The organism is Flavobacterium sp. (assembly GCF_027531705.1).
Taxonomy (GTDB): Bacteria; Bacteroidota; Bacteroidia; order Flavobacteriales; family Flavobacteriaceae; genus Flavobacterium.
In genome coordinates this window covers 1-19,847 of sequence record NZ_JAPZSP010000034.1, presented here as the reverse complement: position 1 = coordinate 19,847, position 19,847 = coordinate 1, and the positions used below count along the sequence as shown (strand labels likewise).

Sequence of the window (19,847 nt, the reverse complement as noted above, 5' to 3'; positions counted from 1 at the left end):
CAATATTACACGAATTGATTCATATCTATTTTTCTTGGCTTAAATTGTGCAGCGACTTCTGCGATTGCTTTGATATGTTCTGGTGTTGTTCCGCAACAACCTCCTATTATATTTATTAAATTATCTTTTAGATATTCTCTAATTAAGGCTTGCATTTCTAATGGCGTTTGGTCGTATTGCCCGAATGCATTGGGCAAACCTGCGTTTGGATGTGCTGAAATATTTAATTGGGTATTCATTGCCAAACGTTGCAAATAAGGTTTTAATTGGTCTGCTCCAAGTGCACAATTGAATCCAATACTTAATAACGGAATATGTGAAATGGATATTAAAAATGCTTCGACAGTTTGACCCGAAAGTGTTCTTCCTGAAGCATCTGTAATTGTTCCTGAAACCATTACTGGAATGTCTAAATTTCGCTCTTCCTTCACTTCTTCGATAGCGAAAAGTGCTGCTTTGGCGTTTAGCGTGTCAAAAATAGTTTCTACTAATAAAACATCGCAACCACCATCTATTAGGGCTTCTACTTGTTGACGATAGGCAATTTTTAAATCATCAAAGGTTACGGCACGAAATCCTGGATCGTTTACATCTGGACTCATAGATGCCGTTCTATTTGTTGGTCCGATGGAACCTGCTACAAATCTTGGTCGGTCTGTGAATTCGTCTGCTACTTCTCTTGCAATTTTGGCTGATTCGTAGTTTAATTCGTAAACCAAATCTTCCATGTGGTAGTCGGCCATTCCGATTGTCGTACCTGAAAATGTGTTGGTTTCTACAATATCAGCACCTGCTTGAAAATACAAACGGTGGACTTGTTTTACGGCTTCGGGTTGGGTTATGGAAAGTAAATCGTTATTTCCTTTTAGTGGATGTGGAAAATCTTTGAAACGTTCGCCACGAAAATCTTCTTCGGAGAAATTGTTGCGTTGTAACATGGTTCCCATTGCTCCATCGAGAACTAGGATTCTTTCTTTGATTGCTTCTGTTATTTTTGACATAAGTTTTTTTACACGAATTGCACGAATTTGCACGAATTCTTACTTTTATTATTGCACTAATTTTAAAAACTTCGTTTTTTTAAACGAAATTATATTTGCTTTTTAAAACCATTAAGCTAGTTAAGTTCATTAAGAAAAAAGCTCTTTTGGAAACTTGATTTTGCAAAAATGGATAACTAATTAGCCCCGATTGTAGCAACTACCATGTAGTGCGAAAAGCGGGATTATGGTTTGCTAAAATGCGCAAGCCATTCGCTCCAGATTTCTCCAAATGTCGACACGAACGCAGTGAACTGGCGTAGCAAATGACAATTAGGAATTCTTTAAATTATTTTGTGTTATTGTGAAAGTTGAGAGAAAATTCTCTTGGTTATCTGTTTCCGATAAATCGGAATAGAATGTAGCACCTTCTACAGTTGTAGGGTTGCTAAGCTTTCATCGAGTCTAATCTCTCCAGCTTTCGTGATAACAATCAATAAATTTATGAACGGTGCAAAGTAACGGTATAGAAACTTATTTTGCAAGTGTTTGTGAAAAATAAAAACCTACAACGTTTGAGTGCTGTAGGTTTTCGTGGTTTAGATTGGTTGTGAATTATTGAAATATGGCTTCTTGAATTTTAATTTTTTCTGCAATTTTTAGAATATCGGTAAGAACGCCGCGAGCTGTAACTTCTTTTCCTGCGCCTGCGCCTTGAATTACAATTGGGATTTCGTCATAGGATTTGGTGTAAATTTCGATTAGATTGTCGGCTCCTTTTAGTTGTCCCAATGGTGAACTTTTTGGAACAGAAACTAGCTTAACTTCGAGCTTTTTTGAAAAAATATCTAGTTCTCCAACGTATCTCAGAACGTGATTATCAGCTTGTGTGATTTTGGCAATGTTGAATGGTTTATCGAAAAGTGATTTATTGATTGCATACTGTGCTTTGGAATTTTTTTCATTTAATTCTGGTAGCAAAAGTGATTCGATTTTTATGTCATCAAATTCAAATTGTTGTTCGATTTCTCTTGCTAGAATTAGTAATTTTCTGGCTACATCGTTACCTGATAAATCTTCGCGTGAATCGGGTTCGGTTAATCCGATTTTCTCGGCATCGATTAAAATGTTGGAAAATGAGGTTTCTTCGGATGAAAATCTATTGAAAATATAGCTTAATGAACCTGAAAAAACACCTCTTATTTTGGTGATTTTTTCGCCTGAAAAATGCAAATCGTTGATTGTTTGAACAACTGGCAAACCTGCGCCGACGTTGGTTTCGTATAGAAAGGTTTTGTCGAATTTTTTTAGATTTCTTCTTACTTCTTGGTAGAATTCATTGTGCAAGGTATTAGCTTTTTTGTTGGCTGCCACGATGTTAAATCCGTTTTGAATTAGCGGAATATAACTTTTAATAATTTCTGAACTTGCGGTTGCATCGACAGCAATTAGGTTTTCGAGTTGCTGCTCTTGAACATATTCGATAATATCTTCGACTCTAAACGGAATGGCTGATTGAGCAAAATTGGCTTCCCATTGATTCTTCAAACCCTCTTTTTCAAAAAAAGCTAGAGTTGAATTGGTTATTATGGGAAATCGTAAATCGATATTCCTTTTTTCTAGGAAAAATTTTTGACTTTCGATAACTTGATTGACTAGTGTGCTTCCGACATTTCCAATTCCGAAAAGGACAATATTTATTCTAAGCGTTGACATAATTTTGTTGTTTTTGTTTGTTAAAAATAGGTTCTAAAATTTCATTTAGTTGATTGAATTCTATCAAAAAAGCATCATGACCGTGAATGGATTTTATTTCGTTGTAAAACACATTTTGCTTTACTGTTTTCAATTGCTGATAGGTTTCGCGGTTTTCATTGGCAATAAAAAAATAATCAGAATCAACAGAAATTATGTGAATTGCAGATTGAATTTCATTGGCAACTGAGAGAAAATCTTTTCTATTACGAGTAATATCATTCGTTTTTAGCAAATGATTCATTAGTTTATAAGATTGCAATTGAAATCGGTTTTTTAGTTTTTCACCATGATTGATTAACCAATTTTCGATATGAAATACTTGATTAGATTGCTCTCTTTTGAATCGCTCGTTGACAGATTGTGGCGTTCGATACAAAAGCATTGCATGCAAACGAGCATCGGCAATTGGATTTTCAGAATTATTCAAAATTTGATTTTGAATTAAAACATTGGCAATAACCCAATCGGTTGCCTTCCAATCGGTTGCAATTGGAATTAAATTTTGAATTTTGTTAGGTTGCAAAACTGTCATTTCCCATGCAATTGCACCGCCAAGACTTCCTCCAATTGTTGCAAAAACTTGATGAACATTCAAGAGAAACAATCCTTCCCAAAAAATAGAAGCGATATCACGAATGGTAAAATCTTGGTAATTTGAAATTAGATTTTCAGCATTTTTATCGAAACCATTTCCGGGAATATTGAATGCAATTATTGTGAAATGATTGGTATCAATTGTTTTATTTTCTCCAATTAAATCGTTCCACCAACCGTTTTTGCCTGTTACATTTGAATTTCCTGTCAAAGCATGATTGACTACAACAATTGGAGCAGAACCAATGGGTTGACCAAACGTTTGATAGAATAACGGCAAGTATGAAACTTGTTTTCCGTTTTCTAAATTGAAATTATGTAACGCTATTTTTTCTAACATTTTTTTATTTTTTTACTTTAAAACTGTTGGTTTTGCCACAGATTAAAATGATTTTCACAGATTATTGTAATCTTAACAATTTTAGATTTTTTTTTTTAAAACTGCCTCCAACCGCGAAATCGGAGACAGTTAAAAACAAAACAAAATTTAAACAAATTTTTCTATTGGAAGCGTTGCAAAAACAGCTTTTAAATCGGCTTTCAAATCTTCAATGTCTTCTAAACCAACCGATAAACGGATTAAATCTTTGGTTACACCCGTTGATTCTTGCTCAGCATCGGATAATTGTTGGTGTGTTGTACTTGCTGGATGAATAATTAGTGATTTGGTATCGCCAATATTTGCCAACAACGAAAATAATTTGGTTTCATCAGCCACTTTTTTTGCTGCTTCAAATCCGCCTTTTAAACCAAAAGTTACTATACCACTTTTTCCTTCTGGCAAATATTTATCTGCAAGTTCTTTGTATTTTGAAGTTACTAAACCTGGATAATTTACCCAAGCAACTTCTTCTTGAGATTGCAACCATTTGGCTAATTCCAATGCGTTTTCTGAATGTTTTTTGATTCTGATTTCTAAAGTTTCCAATCCTTGAATGGTTTGAAAAGCGTTAAATGGACTTAAAGCAGCACCAAAATCGCGCAATCCTTCAATTCGTACTTTGGCAATAAATGATGCTGCGCCAAGTGCTTCGTAGTATTTTAGTCCGTGATATCCAGCTGATGGTTCAGTGAATTCAGGAAATTTTCCGTTGCTCCAATCGAAGTTTCCAGCGTCGATGATTACTCCGCCAAGTGAAGTTCCGTTTCCAGTTATGTATTTGGTTAAAGAGTGAATTACAATATCCGCTCCGTATTGAATTGGGTTAAGCAAAAAAGGTGTAGCAACAGTATTATCAACAATAAAAGGCACTTTGTAGGCTTTCGCTTCTTTTGAAATTGCTTCTAAATCTAGAACGTCTAATTTTGGATTTCCTAGACTTTCTACAAAATAAGCTCTTGTATTTTCTTGTGAAGCTTTAGTAAAATTTTCAGGATTAGATGGATCGACGAATGTTGTTGTGATTCCTAGTCTTGGCAAAGTTACTTTAAGCAAATTGTAAGTTCCGCCATAAAGACTATTGGATGCTACAATATGATCGCCTGCTTTTAGTAAAACTAATAGAGTTGTTGCAATTGCTGAAGTTCCCGAAGCGGTTACGACTGCTCCTATTCCACCTTCTAGCTTTGCTAAACGTTGTTCTAAGATGTCGTTGGTAGGATTGTTTAATCGTGTGTAAATGAATCCTGCTTCGGCTAGACCAAAAAGATTGGCTGCATGATCGGAATTGTTAAAAACATACGACGATGTTTGGTAAATTGGGACAGCTCTTGTTCCTGCGTTTTTAGTAACATCGTGTCCTGCGTGTAATGCGTTTGTCGCGAATTTTTGTGTGCTCATGATTTTAAAGTATTAAGATATTAGTATTAAGTATTAAGATTATTTAAATAAAAAAAAGTCCTTTTGGACGGCTTACCAAAAGGACTTTTACACTAGAAATATATATTTCTTTTACGTCTTGAGTTCTTGGTAATAGCAAATAGTGATGCAACACATCATCATGTGCATCATAATACAAGACATCATATTTTTTGCTATTACGTTCATTTTTGAATTATTTATTTTTTTAAAAGCACTTCGACTGCGCTCAGTGTGACAAATTTGTTTTAAATAAAAAAACCCCTGCGGTTTGCAGAGGTTTCATTTGAATATATTTTAAAAATTTAAAATTATGCAATAGAAGTGCTCTGCGGAAGTTTCCACATCATACAACACATATTGCAAATAATTAAATTCATTTTTTCTTTGTTTTTGATGAAGCAAACTTCTGAACTAAATTTGAATAAAAAAAATAATTTTAATTTATTTTTAAAAATTTAACATTTGATTACTTTTTCAATGCAACATAAACAATTAATTATCAATACATTGAGCATGATTTAAAAAGTGTATTTTTATCAAAATCTTAAAAATAAAATAGAAAATATTTAACAAAAACCCAGAATTGACAGGCTTTTTCACTAAAGAATCAAGATTCATTAAATAATAAACAACAAAACGCCTTAAAACAATATAATTTTTGCTATTTCTTCAAAATAAATAAAAATAATTCAAATTTAATTTGGAAAGATTAAAAATAAGACTTTATCTTTGCACCAGATTATGAAAAACAACCGCCAAAATAACATGAATAAAATGCGTAACATGATGTGTTGCAAACATTATTTATGGAATGAACTGGCGTAAAAAATAAAATCAATTTTACATTACAAAGAGCCGTTCATTACCTTGAATGGCTCTTTTTTTTTAATCTTAAATTTAAATAGTATGAAAACTTTACATCATAATGAAATGTGCCATAAGTCTTGTCGTTGCATGAAAATGCGGCTCTGCTGTTGTTAAAAAGTATTGAAGTAAAATAAAAATTTTACAGACCCTTTTTCAACATCCTGAAAAAGGGTCTTTTTTTTAATCATAAAATCATATAAAATGTCAAATTTCAAAAATAAATATACCATTCAACTCTTCATAGCATTTGCAAGCATCTATGTTATTTGGGGATCAACATTCTTTGCTATTGCGGTAGCTTTAAAAGGTTTTCCGCCTTTTATTTTGTCAGGATTCCGATTTTTAATTGCAGGATTTCTACTTTTTTTATGGCAAAAAAGCAAAGGACAAAGCTCCAATTCATTAATCAATTGGAAAAAAAATGCCATAATTGGAATTTTAATTCTAACTGGTGGAACTGGACTTGTAGCTTGGGGTGAACAATATGTAAGTTCAACGGAAGCCGCTATAGCAATAGCAACTGGTCCGTTTTGGTTCATTGCATTAGACAAGAAAAATTGGAAAAATTATTTCTCAAATGTTCCAATTGTATCTGGATTAATCATTGGATTCATCGGGTTAATTCTATTCTTAAAAGGAAGTATTTCTTCATCCAATCACGATACTAGTTCCACTTTAAGAATTATTGCTTTTGCTGTTTTGGCATTGAGTTCTATTTCTTGGGTTGCAGGATCATTGTATTCTAAAAATAATCCAGCTGACCAATCGACATTTATGAATAGTGCGCAACAATTAATTAGTGCTGGAATTGCAAGTATTGTAATAGCTTCATTCAAAGGAGAATGGGCATCATTTCATCTCACTACGATTCCGTTATCTTCTTGGTTTGGACTTTCTTTTTTAATCTTTTTTGGATCGATTGTAGCCTATCTATCTTATATCTGGTTATTGGAAGTTAAAGATCCTGTTTTAGTGAGTACACACACTTATATAAACCCAATAGTTGCTGTTTTAGTGGGATGGATTATTGCATCTGAAAAAATAGAAACCAGTCAATTAATTGGCCTATTCGTGATTTTGTTTGGTGTTTTATTAACCAATGCAGCCAATTATAAATTAAGTAAAAGAACACAAGTTAAATTAAGAAAAATAAACGTCGTATTAGAGCGAATTTCAAACCCTTACAAATATATAACTCATTATTAATTATGTTAAAAAAATCGATAGAAGCTTTAAAATTAGAAGCAGAAAATACAGGAAAAAATTCCTTAAAACGGAGTTTAGGCGCTATTAATTTAGTTGCAATTGGTGTTGGTGTAATTATTGGCGCAGGACTTTTCTCGTTAACCGGAATTGCCGCCGCAAATAATTCTGGTCCAGCGGTAATATTGTCTTTTGTGATTGCAGCCGTTGGTTGTGCGTTCAGCGCTTTGTGTTATGCCGAATTTGCCTCGATGGTCCCAGTTTCGGGTAGCGCATATACGTATGCTTATGCCACTTTAGGAGAATTATTTGCATGGATAATTGGTTGGGATTTAGTTCTAGAATATTCTGTTGGAGCTGCAACAGTTGGTATTAGTTGGTCGCAATATTTAGTGAAATTTCTAGAAAAATTTGATATTTTTATTCCACCTCAATTGGTGTTATCGCCATTTGAAACTGCCACATTAGCCGATGGAAGTATCGTTCACGGATTTGTGAATTTGCCATCCATTTTAATAATCGGATTAATAACTTCAATTATAATTCGAGGGACAAAAAGCTCGGCACTATTCAATGCAATAGTTGTTGCTTTAAAAGTTGGTGTTGTTATTGTTTTTATAGCTTTGGGTTGGAAATATATTGACCCTGCCAATTACCATCCTTTTATTCCTACCAACACAGGAACTTTTGGAGAATTTGGATGGTCTGGAGTTCTTCGTGGTGCTGGTGTCGTTTTCTTTGTCTTTATTGGATTTGATATTGTTGCAACTATGGCACAAGAGACTAAAAATCCGCAACGCAACATGCCTATTGGAATATTGGGATCACTTATAGTTTGTACCATTCTTTTCATTCTTTTTGGATATGTAATGACTGGTTTAGCCAATTATACTGAATTTAAAGATAGTGCTGCACCAGTTGCTATTGCAATTGCAAATACACCATACGAATGGTTAGGAATCGCAGTGATTTTAGCTATTTTAATTGGATATACGTCTGTGATTTTAGTAGATTTATTAGGTCAATCACGCGTTTTTTATTCAATGAGTAAAGATGGATTGTTGCCAAAAGTATTTTCAGAATTGCATCCTAAATTCAATACACCTTATAAATCGAATATTGTTTTGTGTATTTTTATTAGCCTTTTTGCAGGATTAGTTCCAATCAGTGTGGTTGGTGAAATGACAAGTATTGGTACTTTATTGGCATTTGTAATGGTGTGTTTAGGAATTTTAATTCTTCGCAAAAAACAACCGCATTTAGAACGTCCATTTAAAACGCCATTTGTTCCGGTTGTTCCAATTTTAGGAATTATCACTTGTGTAGTAATGATGGTTTCGTTACCGTTTGACACTTGGTTAAGGCTTTTTGTTTGGTTGGCCATAGGCTTTGTTATCTATTTTGTTTACGGAAAGAAACGCAGTAAACTAAGGAGAGAAACTAAATTATAATTTAAAAAAGCGCTTGAAAAATCAGGCGCTTTTTTTATAATCTAAATTCAAAAAATTCTATTTCAAATGTATTTCTTTAGATTTTCAAACGCATCAATTATTTCTTCAACTGACTCAATCCCAATTGATAAACGCAGTAAATTAGGATTTATCCCAAGTGATAATAATTTATTTTTCCTGCTTCGGTTTTAAGGAATTCATAATATGCAAGATACACATAAGGCATTGCAATTGTGAATTGGTTCCTAAACTTGGTCCTTTTGTAAGTTGCAATTTATCATAATAAAATTCTAAATCTTCATCAAAAACCACAGACAAAACTCCAGGAAATGAATCTTCTGACTTTCTAATCTTCTTAAAATTACCAACCGAATCATGATGCAAAACCGAATAAATTTCTTTTACAAACGACTGCTTGTTTAAATAATCGTATATCGTTTTAGTATTTTCAGAAACCTTCTTTACACGACTTTCATAATTTTGAATCTGACATGCCGGCCTTTGCAATTCTCCTTCAAATGCTGGAATTATAAATTTATGAAACTCTTTTTTATTTGCCTGAACTATTTTACTTTTTTCGTTTAAAACAAATGTTCCCATTAGTAAATCGGCATTGCCACTAGCAAATTTGGTTAAACTTTCTACTGCAATATCACAATAGGGCAAAACTTCAACATTAAAAGTTGTTGCGATAGTGACATCAACAATTAGAACAATTTCAAACTTTTTACAAAGAATACTTAACCAAGGTAAATCGATACATTGAATTAATGGATTTGTAGTTATTTCTGTTATTATTTTATGATTGCTTTCCAGCCAGTTTTCAAGTTGCAACTTGTTATGAATATTGATTTGGAGATGCGAATTTGCACGTTTTTCAATGATTTCAATTGTATCAACATAAAGCCAACCCAATTGAATTGCGATAGTTCTTCCTTCGCTTTTTCGAGCACTTAAAATGGTTTCGTAAGCTGTAAAAAGTTCGTTCATTCCAGAATTTGTTAGCAAAATTGCATCTTCAGAAACATTAGAATAAGCTGTAGATAAAACCGATTTTATAATTTTTTCAGGAGAAAATATAATCTTATCTTCTTGAAAAATAGTTGGTATCTGATCTAAATTATATTATGAACTTTCGGCTTTTCTAGAACTTATCAGTAATCCTATATTTCGGATATAATCGGAACATTTTTTTTTACAAATTCGGCATTTTTTTCTAAAATCAAAAACACATTTTCATCTTCTTCAATAAATGTAAATTGGGTTTCAACGAGATATTCTAAAATTAATTTTGCCTGAATTGATGTTATTGGCAAGATGATTTTATCGGCTAGAATGTAATGCTTATTTCGGATGTAATTCACCAGTTTTTCAACAAATTTATATTGAAAAATCTTGGATAACACGATTTCATTACTTCAATTGCCGCTTCATTTCCTTCTTCATAATCGATAACATTTTGCAAAAAAGGCATACTCACCGAAACCGCATGTGGATTTTGCAACGGCAACGAATCGCCAAACGGAATGTGTTGAAAATAATCACTCATCTTTAACAATTTAATGCTTGAACAATATCTAAAATTAAATCATCCGTATCTTCTAAACCAACAGCAATTCTGACTGTTGCAAAACTCAATCCTTTGGCTGCCAAATCTTCTTCGGTATTGGTTGCGTGACTCATTCTGTCCGGAATTTCAAGCCTGGAGTCGGCTGATCCAAACGATACTTTTTCTCCAAATAAAGTAGTTTTTTTTATGAAAACTTCAGCTTTTTCCGCCGATTTTAATTTGATAGTTAAAACCGAAGGAATGATTTTTAATTGCTTTTTAGCCAATTCATATTGTGGATGCGAAGGCAAACTAGGAAATTTAACGTCTAAAACTTCTGGTTGATTTTCTAGAAATTGAGCAATTTTTAAAACACTTGCTTCTTGTGATTTCATTCTGTAAGTCAATGTTGGCAAGCCTAACGATGCTAAAAAAACGTCAAACGGACTTTGAGCTCTTCCTTGAGCATTCGCACTATATTTAAACTTTTCGTCCCATAATTCATCTTTAGAAACCAGTGCTCAAGCAGTTACACTTCCGTGACCAGAAATGAATTTGGTTGTTGAAAATACTGAGAAATCAGCACCTAATTCTAATGGTTTTTGCGATGCAAAAGTTGCCATACTATTATCAACTGCAAGCAATGCACTGTATTTTTTTGCTACTTGGGAAATCGCTTCAATATCTACAATTTTCAAACTTGGATTGGTTGGCGACTCACAAACTACTAATGCAATTTTGTTGGATTGTAAGATATTTTCAACTTCATTTATCTTAGTAAAATCGGCGTAATGTGTCGTGATTTTATTTTTTTCGAATAAAATATTCAGCAATCGATAGGTACCGCCATAACAATCTTTTTCTATCAAAACTTATTCGCCATTTTTCAGAACTGTTTCGAACAATAATGCTATTGCAGATATTCCAGTATTTGTGTAAACACATCCAAAACCACTTTCAGCTTTTGCAAAAACAGTTTCAAGCGCATTACTTGTTGGATTGTCTGATCTTGAATAATCATAAACTTGTCCTTCTGACGATTGTCGTTTTAAGTCGAAAGTTGCGGTGTTGTATTTAGGCAAATGTGTTGCTCTATACGAATCCTTGAGATTAGAATTTTGTGTAATGTTCGCTAATAAGGTTTCTAGTTGCATTGTTTTCTTGTTGTGTTTTGTAGTTGTCATTTGAGTTATGGGTATAAAAAAACCCCTGCTATTGCAGAGGTTATTGTTATATATTTTAAAATTTAAAATTAAACAATAGAGTCCTCTGCGGAAAATCTCCACATCATCATTGACATATTGTTCATTGTAAAATTCATTCTTTTTTATTGTATTTTGATTTGGCTAATGTGGAAACAAAATTTGAATTAAAAAAATAATATTTACGTAAAATAATAAACATAAAAAAACCCACTAAATTAGTGGGTTTAAGTTAGTATAAAAAAATTATTTTTTCACAATTTTAGAAGTCCCAACTCCATTTTCAGAAGAAGCTTTCAAGAAATAAACTCCTGAATTTAAGTCAGCTACATTTATTTGAGAAGTTGTAGCATTAACAGTTACATTTTTAACAACTCTACCGTTAACATCTGTAATTTCTACTATGTTGATTGTATTGTTGTTTTTAGCACTAATATTTACAACGTCTGTAGCTGGATTTGGTCCTACTGCATAGTTAGAAGCGAAGAATGAATCGGTACCAAGAACAGTACCAGTAACAGAAAAATCGTCAACTGCAAATCCGAACATATCAGGTGATTGACATTTTATACCAATGTATACAGGTAAATTATTATATGTAGCGGCTAAATTATAAGTACGCTCTACCCAATTTATACTTGTAGTTGTAGTGAATGCCCCTGAAGAGATTTTGGTAAAACTTGCAGGATTTGTGTCTGTAGTAGAAATCCAAACATTAAATCTTTCCGCACCAAACTCAGCGTTACATGCTTTTGCCCAGAATTTTAAAACATTTGATGTTCCTAATGTAATTTGCGGTGATATCAACCAATCGTTATTTGCTGTAACAGTCGCAGTAGGCACTGATGCGAAACAAACCATGTGCTTGTCACCAGTTCTAGCACCCCAATCTTGAGCAGCAGACGCTGTTAGAGGTGTTACTACACCGTTAGCATCTGTTGTTTGAGTTGCATTGAATACCTGAAATGATTTTGCAACACCAGAATTAAGAAATGTTAATCCTTGAAACCCATAAGTTGTAGCTCCATCAACATCTGTTAATGTCCAATCTCCGACATTTTCAATAGCAAAGTCATCATAAAACTCAAAAGAGTCTTCAAATAAAATAGTTTGAGCACTTGCATTTATTCCTGCAAATGCAATAAAAGTAAGTAATAGTTTTTTCATAATTTTTTTTTAGTTAATACAGCAAATATATAATAAAATTTATATACCTAATTATTCTTTAACAAATTTTGATGTACCAACACCATTTTTATTTTTAATTTTTAGAAGATAAACACCTGAACTTAAGCCAGATACATTAACTTGAGAAACAGAATCACTTATATTTTTAACAACTCTACCATTTACATCTGTAATCTCAATTGAATTGATAACAGCATTAGTTTTAGAATTAATATTAATAACATCATTAACAGGATTTGGTCCAACACTGTAATTAGATGCAAAAAAACTATCCGTTGCTAAAGTAGTGTCGATTGAAAAAGTGTCAATTCCAATTTGATCAGATCTTGAACCTGTTGGTCCGCCACTGGTCACAAAATATCTAAATGCAATTCTACATGTTGTTGGCTCAGACAAACCAACAACTGTATAACTATATTGTGTCCAATTTTGTGGATATCCAGTTAATGTTAATGAAGGATTAACATCAACTAACAAATTAGTATAATCACCAACATCTGTTGAACCAAGCGCAGGATCTGTACTAAACATACCATTTGTACTCATTCGCAATTGCATTCTATCTGCTTTTGTTGGTGTTGCTTTACCTGTACGAGTATAAAATGAAATTACATTGCCATTTTCTAATGTGATTACTGGAGAAATTAACCAATTGCTTATTGAACCTGAACCAGCTGTAGCAGATGTCCCTGTGCTTTGATAATTTACAGTTGCAAAAGAAAAAGTTCCTCCAGCTTGTCCCCCAGTAGGGAAATAATTTGTTGGAACCGCAGTTGGAATATTCCATTTATTCGCCGTTGGATATATAGGACTACTTTGATTAATAACTGACCAACCTGTATTAATCATTTCAGAAGTTGTGCCATCAAAACCAAAACTATAAATATTTTGTGCGTTTACATTACTAATAAATAAAAGTAATAATAGAGAAAGTAATTTTTTTTTCATGAATTATTTTTTTTGTTTTTGTTTTCAAACATACAAAATTATTCATATAAAATTATTTTTTTTAATTTAAAACTGATTTCATACATTTGCACCAGAAAAAAGAGGAAAAATTTGAACTGATTGCAACCTCGTAAAAAAATGCTAAAGCAGAAACTCTCCTTTAGTACTTCCTTTACGATTATATTTTCCTCCTAAAATTAATTTTAATAAAATTATATTATGGCTTATTTATTTACGTCGGAGTCAGTAAGTGAAGGACATCCTGACAAAGTTGCTGATCAAATTTCGGATGCGCTAATTGATAATTTTTTGGCTTTTGATGCTGAATCTAAAGTAGCTTGTGAAACTTTAGTTACAACCGGTCAAGTAATTTTGGCTGGAGAAGTTAAGTCGGACACCTATCTTGATGTTCAACAAATTGCAAGAGATGTAATCAAAAAAATTGGTTATACCAAAAGTGAATATATGTTTGAAGCTAACTCATGCGGTGTTCTTTCTGCTATTCACGAACAATCTGCCGATATCAATCAAGGTGTTGATAGAGCTAGTAAAGAAGAGCAAGGTGCTGGTGACCAAGGAATGATGTTTGGTTATGCAACAAACGAAACGGATAACTACATGCCATTAGCATTGGATTTATCTCATGCTTTGTTGATTGAATTAGCAAACTTAAGAAGAGAAAATAACGAAATAAAATACCTTCGTCCAGATGCTAAGTCGCAAGTAACTTTAGAATATTCTGATGATAACAAACCACAACGTATTGATGCTATTGTAATTTCAACACAACATGATGATTTTGCAGCTGAAGCAGAAATGTTAGCTAAAATTAAAAGCGATTTAGTTTCCATTTTGATTCCAAGAATTAAAGCTAAATATCCTCAATATGCTCACTTTTTTAATGACCAAATCACTTATCATATCAACCCAACAGGGAAATTTGTAATTGGCGGTCCTCATGGAGATACTGGATTAACTGGAAGAAAAATTATTGTTGACACTTACGGTGGAAAAGGAGCTCACGGTGGTGGTGCATTTTCTGGAAAAGACCCAAGTAAAGTAGATAGAAGTGCTGCATATGCAACGCGCCATATTGCTAAAAACTTGGTTGCTGCTGGATTATGTGATGAAGTTTTAGTTCAAGTTTCTTATGCAATTGGTGTTGCGAAACCAACTTCAATCAACGTTAACACTTATGGAACTTCAAAAGTGAATATGACTGATGGAGAAATTAGTAAAGTTGTCGAGTCAATTTTTGATATGAGACCTTACTTTATTGAACAACGTTTAAAATTGAGAAATCCAATTTATAGTGAAACAGCTGCTTACGGGCACATGGGAAGAACTCCTGAAACTGTTACCAAAACTTTTTCTGCTCCAGGTGGAAATGAAAAAACAGTTACAGTTGAACTATTTACATGGGAAAAATTAGATTTTGTAGATAAAGTTAAAGCTGCTTTCTCTATTTAATAAAATAATTTTAAATAAAAAAAAGCCTGTTAGCAATAGTTAACAGGCTTTTTTATGCTTACCAAAATCAATAACTTCCGTTTTTCATTTTCTCAAGAGTAATTTTATATTCTTCACCGTATTCTGAATCTTTTCCTAACTCTAAAGCTTTTTCTTCGGCAGCAATGGCTTTTGCTTTTTCTCCGTTTTTATAATACAATTGTGCAAGTGTATCTAAATAATAATGAACATTTTTAGAAACTTTTAGTGATGTTTCACTCCAAACTATCGCTTTTTGAATAGTTGTTTTATCAGCACTTTTTTCTACAACATGCCATGCAACATCGTTAGCAAGATTAGAAAATGAACTTTTGAAACTTTCCCAATTATCATAACTTGACGTTGGTCTGTTGGTGAAAGCTTCATCTAAATTTTCAATTATATTTGAGTCTTTTTTAATTATATCATCAAAATAAGAAGTGTAATAATCAACATACTTTTTATTAATGCTTTCTTGATCCGAATTCTCCTTTAATACATTCAAATAATTTTGTAAAACTGAGAAGTCTTTATTAGATACTTTCAAATATTGTTCGTAATAATCCATGACTTTATTAATTTGTTTTTTTTCTGGATTATCATACAAATTAGTATTTTTATAAAACACATCATACAAAACCGTTCCTATCGGGCTTTCATAATAAGTGTAATCATAATTTAGTTGTGTAATACTGTCTTGAATAATTATATTTTGGTAATTTTTATAGATATAATCAAGCAGTTTAAAATCTGAATTTTTTAGCAATTTATCTTGATTATTGAATAATTTGTTTGAGAAACCTATGTTATTCAATTCAGCTTTTGCAACTGTTACAAAATCCTTATCATATATATTTTTTGCTGAAAAATAATCGATTGCTTTTAACCATTTTTCTTGAACTTGTTGATTTGTTGCTTTTAATGAATAAAGATTTTCTTTGTCTTTTATCAAACTATAATCGTAATTATCATAAACTGCTTCTACAGTATCGGCCACAGCTGCTGCTTGTGCTGCCTCTTCAACTACTTTTACAGCTTCTTTTTCTGTTTCATTAGCAGGAACTTCCCTAACTTTATACATTTCAGCTGGTGCTGGTGGTGCAACAACTGCATCTGTTGCGTAATTATAGGTTCCTTCCAGCTTTAAAGTTTTCTTTAGAGTTTCAGTAATTTCTTTTGCACTTGCGTTTTTATTTGATAATGCCTTGTCCAATTGCGCGTATTGATTTACTTTTTCAAGTTCAGTGTTTATTGCACTGTATGGACTAAAATAATCATACTGTTTATCTGTCAAAGTTGCCGCTGTATGGTATAACAAATCGCCCTGACTATTAAAAAATAACAACTCTTTATCTGACTTGATTTTGTATTTATCTAAAATCGACTTGTCTTTTTCTGTTGCTAAATAATAGTTGAACTTATCATATTCAGGAAGATAATTATCATACATATAACTACTTAACGATTCTTCATTGGTTTTTACAAAAGTATCAAACTCGGTTTTGGCATTTTTATTCTTCAAATCAAAAGCAACTACTAACAATTTTGTTGGTGTTTTCTCGATAGTTTTCAGAGCATCCTTATAATTTTTATCGATAGTATGTTTAAAAACATAAGGCGGTTTATTACTTTCAGGATAAGCGCTATCTACATAAGTTGCTTCTGCTTCATCAATAAAACCATGAATTTTTTTCCATTTTTTTTCGTCAGTTACTTGAACTGGATTTATCTCATCGGTCACTTTTTTCGGTTCATCGTATTTTTCAAAAGAAAATAATAATGGCGTTTTTCCATCTGAAATAGCTAGTTGACCTGTTGTGCCATCAATAAAACCTTTCAACTTCAAGTTTGCGTATGAGTAAGCATCATACTCTACAGAAACTTCATTTGTGTTTTGAGAAATTTCAAATTTGCTAACAGAAGCCTCATCATTTTTGGAATCAACTAGATAAAGGTATTTTCCTTTAGCAAGTTCAACCGAAAAATCTTTTGGATATTCATAAGTTGTTGGATTCATCACTACAAATTCGCTCAACCTTTTATATTGAATTTCACTTGTTTCTGTTTCTTGAGTACCAAGAAAAATAGAAGTTGAATAATAAGCAATTTGTGAATCGCTAAATTTCAGTTTCAAAGTAGAAGATTTTGCTGCATTTGGAATACTTTTTACACTAAATACACTTGAATTAATTTTATTGCTATTAAACAGAATTGTGTCTTTTGAAACAGTATACTCTCCATAAAAAAAAGACATTTCATAGGTTTTATCTTCGTTGATTTTTAATAAAATGTCTCCGTTTTTGGAACTTGATTTGTAAACACCTGATTTGATTTGGGAAAACCCAACCAAAGATGAAATTAATAATAGTGAAGCAAAATAATTTTTCATAGTGAAAAGAGTTTTAGTAAAAAATATTGTTCATCAAATATACTAACAAAAAATAAGTTGATAGTATTAAATTAATAAACGTTGCCTTAAAATTAATCAACGTTTTTTAAACTAAATTTTTGTACATTAGCTCACATGAAAAACTTATTTTTCTTATTGTTATTGTGTTGGAACACACTTTTTTTTGGACAAAATCAAAAAATAGTTGCCACTAAAATTGACTCAATAGAATTTGTGACTCAAAATTTTATTGGCATTGATAGTTATGGAAATTACTTTTATGAAAATGAAAATGTACTTTATAAGAAAACACCAACATTAACTATCCAATATCAAAATGTTTCGCTAGGAAAAATTAAAAAAGTAGATATTATCAATCCGTTGAAGGTTGTTGTTTTTTATGAAAATTTCAACACTGCTATACTTCTTGATAATCAGCTGAACGAAATTCAAAAAGTTGATTTTTCAAATCCTGAAATTGCAGATGGAAAATCGATATTGGCAACAGCCTTGGGACTTTCTGGTCAAAATAAAATGTGGCTTTTTAATGCCAATGAACAACAAATTGGGTTGTATGATTTTGGCACTCAAAAAATAAAATATCTTGGAATTCCATTGCAACAAAACTTTACTTACTATCAAACCGACTTTAATACTTTTCAATGGATTAACAGTCAAAACAACTGGTTTTCATGCTCCATTTTTGGCGAAATTTCATTTAAGGAAAAAATAGATTCATTTGATCACATTCAATTTTTGGACAGTACCAACTTACTTTACTCCAAAGAAAATTCAGTGTTTTTCAAAAACAGAAATACCAATCAACTTTATAAAATAGAAATTGTTGAGAAATCATTCAAAAAGTTTTATTACAACGAACAAATTTTAACTATTTTTACCAACAAAGGAATTACCAATTATAAAATTACATTACCATAATGCATATAGCTGTAGCAGGAAACATTGGCGCTGGAAAAACAACCTTAACTCGATTTTTAGCAAAACATTTCAAATGGGAACCTCATTTTGAAGACGTAGTTGACAACCCATATCTTGACGACTTTTACCATCAAATGGAACGTTGGAGTTTTAATCTTCAAATTTATTTCTTGAACAGTCGTTTTCGTCAGGTGTTGCAAATTCGTGAAAGCGGAAAAAAAATCATTCAAGATAGAACGATTTATGAAGACGCACACATTTTTGCACCCAACTTGCACGCTATGGGATTAATGACCAATCGTGATTTTGAAAACTACAAATCGCTTTTTGAGTTGATGGAAAGTTTGGTTGCACCACCAGATATGCTGATTTACCTTCGTAGTTCTATTCCTAACTTGGTAAAACAAATTCACAGTCGTGGTCGTGAGTATGAAAACTCGATATCAATAGATTATTTAAGCCGACTAAACGAGCGTTACGAAGCTTGGATTCAAACATACGACAAAGGAAAATTATTGATTATTGATGTTGATAATATCGATTTTGTGAACAACCCAGAACATTTAGGAAATATCATAAATAGAATAGATGCCGAATTAAACGGATTGTTTTAAATAAAAAAGACCTTTAAAAATTGAAATTTTACAGGTCTTTTTTTTATTCTATTATAGCATTTTAAGACTATCGATTTTATTTTAAATCTTTGTGTTTAAAATTTTATTTGTTTAGCAACTGCTTAATTTGTCTTAATTCTTCTTCCATTTTCAAAAGTTCATCAACTTTCTTTTGAAGTTCATCAATTTTTGCTTGCTGCTGTTGAACCACATAAATTGTTGGAGAAATCAAGGCTTGGTAATTCATACCAATTACCCCATTTGGATCATCCGTTTTGGTCACCATACTTGGAAATAAATCTCTAATTTCTTGTGCTATAAAACCATATTGCAAACCTTCCATTTCTTTAGTTTGCTCTTTCATAAAGTAAGTTACTGGTCTTATTTTCATGAAATTAGAAACTATTGATTTGTCAACACTTTTAATATCATTTTTAAGTCTTGAATCAGATCTTGTTACATAACCACTCATAAAAGTTGAAGCTCCAACTATATCAAAAGTACTGATTCCACCACTCCAACCTGCTGGCCAATCATTTAACCTTGAAGCACCATTATTACCAGCAGGAATTATTGCTTGTGAAGGCGCATCATTATTTCCTCCTGTTCCTGCTCCAGCTCCTGTTGACTTTACACCTATTAAATCAAGTTTAGTCAGAGGTGTTGTTGTGCCAATACCGACAAATCCAGCATTTGTAATTCTCATCCTTTCATTAAAAAAAGGAGTAGTTGATCTACCAGTAGAAAATATTATTGATTTGGTATTATTGGCATTTGCTAGATATAAATCTTGACCGCTTCCAACAAAGGAAACATCATTTCCTCCTCCAATATTATATGCCGTTGGATAGTTAAATGCTGAGTTATTAATTCCCA

Annotated in this window: 16 protein-coding genes, 1 pseudogene and 1 riboswitch; of the genes and pseudogenes, 5 read left to right on the top strand and 12 right to left on the bottom strand. The window is 32.2% G+C overall.

Going from position 1 to position 19,847, the window contains the following annotated elements; genetic code table 11:
- Nucleotides 1–5: 5 nt before the first annotated feature.
- The 4 genes from O9267_RS12455 to O9267_RS12440 form a co-directional block, all read right to left on the bottom strand.
- The gene (locus O9267_RS12455) at nucleotides 6–1,001 is read right to left on the bottom strand and encodes a homocysteine S-methyltransferase family protein (protein ID WP_298180062.1); all 996 of its coding nucleotides are present in this window, start codon (nucleotides 999–1,001) and stop codon (nucleotides 6–8) included.
- Nucleotides 1,002–1,368: 367 nt separating this feature from the next.
- Nucleotides 1,369–1,473, bottom strand: a riboswitch (SAM riboswitch).
- A 122-nt stretch (nucleotides 1,474–1,595) separates the two neighbouring features.
- Nucleotides 1,596–2,696 (bottom strand): aspartate kinase, encoded by a 1,101-nt coding sequence (locus O9267_RS12450; RefSeq protein WP_298180060.1) that lies wholly within the window; start codon nucleotides 2,694–2,696, stop codon nucleotides 1,596–1,598.
- The gene (locus O9267_RS12445; RefSeq protein ID WP_298180058.1) at nucleotides 2,683–3,672 is read right to left on the bottom strand and encodes an alpha/beta fold hydrolase; all 990 of its coding nucleotides are present in this window, start codon (nucleotides 3,670–3,672) and stop codon (nucleotides 2,683–2,685) included. The genes O9267_RS12450 and O9267_RS12445 overlap by 14 nt, the downstream gene beginning before the upstream one ends.
- Nucleotides 3,673–3,819: 147 nt before the next feature.
- Nucleotides 3,820–5,112, bottom strand: coding sequence for a PLP-dependent transferase (locus tag O9267_RS12440; RefSeq protein ID WP_298180054.1), 1,293 nt, complete (start codon nucleotides 5,110–5,112; stop codon nucleotides 3,820–3,822).
- 1,089 nt (nucleotides 5,113–6,201) lie between these two features.
- On the opposite strand from O9267_RS12440, the gene O9267_RS12435 reads away from it, so the two are divergent.
- Nucleotides 6,202–7,206, top strand: coding sequence for an EamA family transporter (locus O9267_RS12435; RefSeq protein ID WP_298180052.1), 1,005 nt, complete (start codon nucleotides 6,202–6,204; stop codon nucleotides 7,204–7,206).
- A gap of 2 nt (nucleotides 7,207–7,208) precedes the next feature.
- Complete coding sequence (locus O9267_RS12430; protein WP_298180051.1) at nucleotides 7,209–8,654, top strand: amino acid permease; 1,446 nt, start codon at nucleotides 7,209–7,211, stop codon at nucleotides 8,652–8,654.
- A 168-nt stretch (nucleotides 8,655–8,822) separates the two neighbouring features.
- Here O9267_RS12430 and O9267_RS12425 read toward each other — a convergent pair whose 3' ends face one another.
- The 6 genes and pseudogenes from O9267_RS12425 to O9267_RS12400 all read right to left on the bottom strand — a co-directional run bounded on the left by O9267_RS12425 (nucleotide 8,823) and on the right by O9267_RS12400 (nucleotide 13,541).
- Nucleotides 8,823–9,662, bottom strand: coding sequence for a PLP-dependent transferase (locus O9267_RS12425; protein ID WP_298180049.1), 840 nt, complete (start codon nucleotides 9,660–9,662; stop codon nucleotides 8,823–8,825).
- A gap of 155 nt (nucleotides 9,663–9,817) precedes the next feature.
- Nucleotides 9,818–10,018, bottom strand: a complete 201-nt coding sequence (locus O9267_RS12420; protein WP_298180047.1) for a hypothetical protein — start codon at nucleotides 10,016–10,018, stop codon at nucleotides 9,818–9,820.
- Nucleotides 10,015–10,203, bottom strand: a complete 189-nt coding sequence (locus O9267_RS12415; RefSeq protein ID WP_298180045.1) for a hypothetical protein — start codon at nucleotides 10,201–10,203, stop codon at nucleotides 10,015–10,017. Before O9267_RS12415 ends, O9267_RS12420 begins: the two co-directional genes overlap by 4 nt.
- Nucleotides 10,204–10,205: 2 nt before the next feature.
- Nucleotides 10,206–11,357 (bottom strand): annotated as a pseudogene (locus tag O9267_RS12410) (PLP-dependent transferase).
- 294 nt (nucleotides 11,358–11,651) lie between these two features.
- On the bottom strand, nucleotides 11,652–12,572 hold the full coding sequence (locus tag O9267_RS12405; protein ID WP_298180043.1) for a choice-of-anchor J domain-containing protein: 921 nt from the start codon (nucleotides 12,570–12,572) through the stop codon (nucleotides 11,652–11,654).
- Nucleotides 12,573–12,623: 51 nt separating this feature from the next.
- Entirely contained in the window at nucleotides 12,624–13,541 is a 918-nt protein-coding gene (locus O9267_RS12400) for a choice-of-anchor J domain-containing protein (RefSeq protein WP_298180041.1), read from the bottom strand.
- A gap of 219 nt (nucleotides 13,542–13,760) precedes the next feature.
- On the opposite strand from O9267_RS12400, the gene metK reads away from it, so the two are divergent.
- Nucleotides 13,761–15,011: a methionine adenosyltransferase gene (metK, locus tag O9267_RS12395; RefSeq protein WP_298180039.1), complete on the top strand. Its 1,251-nt coding sequence runs from the start codon at nucleotides 13,761–13,763 to the stop codon at nucleotides 15,009–15,011.
- A 67-nt stretch (nucleotides 15,012–15,078) separates the two neighbouring features.
- Here metK and O9267_RS12390 read toward each other — a convergent pair whose 3' ends face one another.
- Nucleotides 15,079–17,418, bottom strand: a complete 2,340-nt coding sequence (locus O9267_RS12390; protein ID WP_298180037.1) for a hypothetical protein — start codon at nucleotides 17,416–17,418, stop codon at nucleotides 15,079–15,081.
- A gap of 135 nt (nucleotides 17,419–17,553) precedes the next feature.
- On the opposite strand from O9267_RS12390, the gene O9267_RS12385 reads away from it, so the two are divergent.
- A complete protein-coding gene (locus O9267_RS12385; protein WP_298180034.1) occupies nucleotides 17,554–18,357 on the top strand; it encodes a hypothetical protein in 804 nt (267 codons plus the stop codon).
- Nucleotides 18,357–18,971, top strand: a complete 615-nt coding sequence (locus O9267_RS12380) for a deoxynucleoside kinase (RefSeq protein WP_298180032.1) — start codon at nucleotides 18,357–18,359, stop codon at nucleotides 18,969–18,971. Before O9267_RS12385 ends, O9267_RS12380 begins: the two co-directional genes overlap by 1 nt.
- A 103-nt stretch (nucleotides 18,972–19,074) precedes the next feature.
- On the opposite strand, the gene O9267_RS12375 is transcribed toward O9267_RS12380, so the two are convergent.
- A partial coding sequence (locus O9267_RS12375; RefSeq protein WP_298180030.1) for a tail fiber domain-containing protein occupies nucleotides 19,075–19,847 on the bottom strand: 773 nt, incomplete at its 5' end.